This window comes from Acinetobacter parvus DSM 16617 = CIP 108168, assembly GCF_000368025.1.
In the GTDB taxonomy this organism is placed as follows: domain Bacteria; phylum Pseudomonadota; class Gammaproteobacteria; order Pseudomonadales; family Moraxellaceae; genus Acinetobacter; species Acinetobacter parvus.
The window spans coordinates 505,414-507,613 of the sequence record NZ_KB849211.1; the positions used below are offsets into that span (position 1 = coordinate 505,414).

Consider the following 2,200-nt stretch of genomic DNA (forward strand, 5'->3'; position numbering starts at 1 on the left):
CTGTATTTCTAAATGGCGTATGTCGCCATGAACTCGATATTGGGGTCAAATGCAGTAGTCACGCTTTTCTAAATGGCGTATGTCGCCATGAACAAAAAAGACACTAATCAGCCGTATTTCTATGTTTTCTAAATGGCGTATGTCGCCATGAACTAATAATCGTACCAATTTTGTTCCATCTGTCATTTCTAAATGGCGTATGTCGCCATGAACTTTAACAGCACTGGAGAATGATTACAGCTCAGTTTCTAAATGGCGTATGTCGCCATGAACAGATCACGGTTTTCTTTTTGATTTTCCATGATTTTCTAAATGGCGTATGTCGCCATGAACTTTTTCCAAAGCTTTTATTAGCACGTCGTGAATTTCTAAATGGCGTATGTCGCCATGAACTAGTTTGGGCGCGTGGTTTAAAAGCTCTTTTATTTCTAAATGGCGTATGTCGCCATGAACACCCATTACAGAAAAAGAAACTGAATCTTGTGTTTCTAAATGGCGTATGTCGCCATGAACTGTATTGACCGCAATCATCGCCTGTACATGTTTTTCTAAATGGCGTATGTCGCCATGAACGTACTTCATCATAAATAATAATTGAGCCGTCATTTCTAAATGGCGTATGTCGCCATGAACGCTTAATAAAGGTTGAGATGACATCACACCAATTTCTAAATGGCGTATGTCGCCATGAACTACTCTCTGGTGGAATGCTTGTTTTTCTGTAATTTCTAAATGGCGTATGTCGCCATGAACCCCAAGCTGCATCTAACACTTTTTCTAGTTGATTTCTAAATGGCGTATGTCGCCATGAACGTTGTATGACTTTATCTAATGGTCAACTTGTCTTTCTAAATGGCGTATGTCGCCATGAACTAGCATCAATTGATGAAGCAGCATGTGCAGATTTTCTAAATGGCGTATGTCGCCATGAACTCCGAAACAATAGAGGGCGAAGATGGGGACGATTTCTAAATGGCGTATGTCGCCATGAACGCTTCTTTGTCTGCGGTCTTGATTGTTTCGGGTTTCTAAATGGCGTATGTCGCCATGAACAGTTATAAAATTGCCAATTACATTAACTGACTTTTCTAAATGGCGTATGTCGCCATGAACCCGATGAAGATGCAGCCGCAAATGCTAACACTTTTCTAAATGGCGTATGTCGCCATGAACGTGCAATTGGTCTTGTACTGGTTACAGCGTGGGTTTCTAAATGGCGTATGTCGCCATGAACTTCAAGGAACAACTTGTATTTATGACTTTAACTTTCTAAATGGCGTATGTCGCCATGAACGTGCTTCGTCATAAATCACAATTGAGTTGTCATTTCTAAATGGCGTATGTCGCCATGAACCTAAGTTTTGTAAATAGTTGGGCATTGGCACATTTCTAAATGGCGTATGTCGCCATGAACATTTATCAGCAGGGGTTCAGGGGAATTTTTGATTTCTAAATGGCGTATGTCGCCATGAACACAAGTACATCCTACGGATTTTCCAAGAATGTCTTTCTAAATGGCGTATGTCGCCATGAACCTTTTAAAACAATATGCGGAGTACCAATTGTCTTTCTAAATGGCGTATGTCGCCATGAACCTAAGGAGAATATAGATGTTAAACGCTGTTACTTTCTAAATGGCGTATGTCGCCATGAACGGCTAGTGCGTGACGGCTTTGTATCGTTATCATTTCTAAATGGCGTATGTCGCCATGAACTCATACGATCATTCAAAACACTTAAAACAAAGTTTCTAAATGGCGTATGTCGCCATGAACATAACGCATGTTGAAATGTCTTATCTTCTGTTTTTCTAAATGGCGTATGTCGCCATGAACTATTCCGCTGCTCCTCTCTGCATAAACTAATTTTTCTAAATGGCGTATGTCGCCATGAACGCTTGTTTGGTGTTCCTGCCGCATATAGTGCATTTCTAAATGGCGTATGTCGCCATGAACAGTTTGATGCTGAATACTTCATGGATGGAAATTTTCTAAATGGCGTATGTCGCCATGAACTATCAGGGCAGTCATGCTGCTCTGGCGAGAATTTTCTAAATGGCGTATGTCGCCATGAACTACAGCAACGCTCTCGCTCTTACAATCGCAATTTTCTAAATGGCGTATGTCGCCATGAACTTGCTCAACAAGTAATTTCAAACGCTGCTGGCTTTCTAAATGGCGTATGTCGCCATGAACCGTGA

Annotated in this window: 1 CRISPR repeat array. The window is 41.0% G+C overall.

Annotation, left to right across the window (positions count from 1 at the left end):
• Nucleotides 1-5 precede the first annotated feature (5 nt).
• Nucleotides 6-2,195: direct repeats of the CRISPR family, unit length 28 nt; unit sequence TTTCTAAATGGCGTATGTCGCCATGAAC.
• The last annotated feature ends 5 nt before the right edge of the window (nucleotides 2,196-2,200 follow it).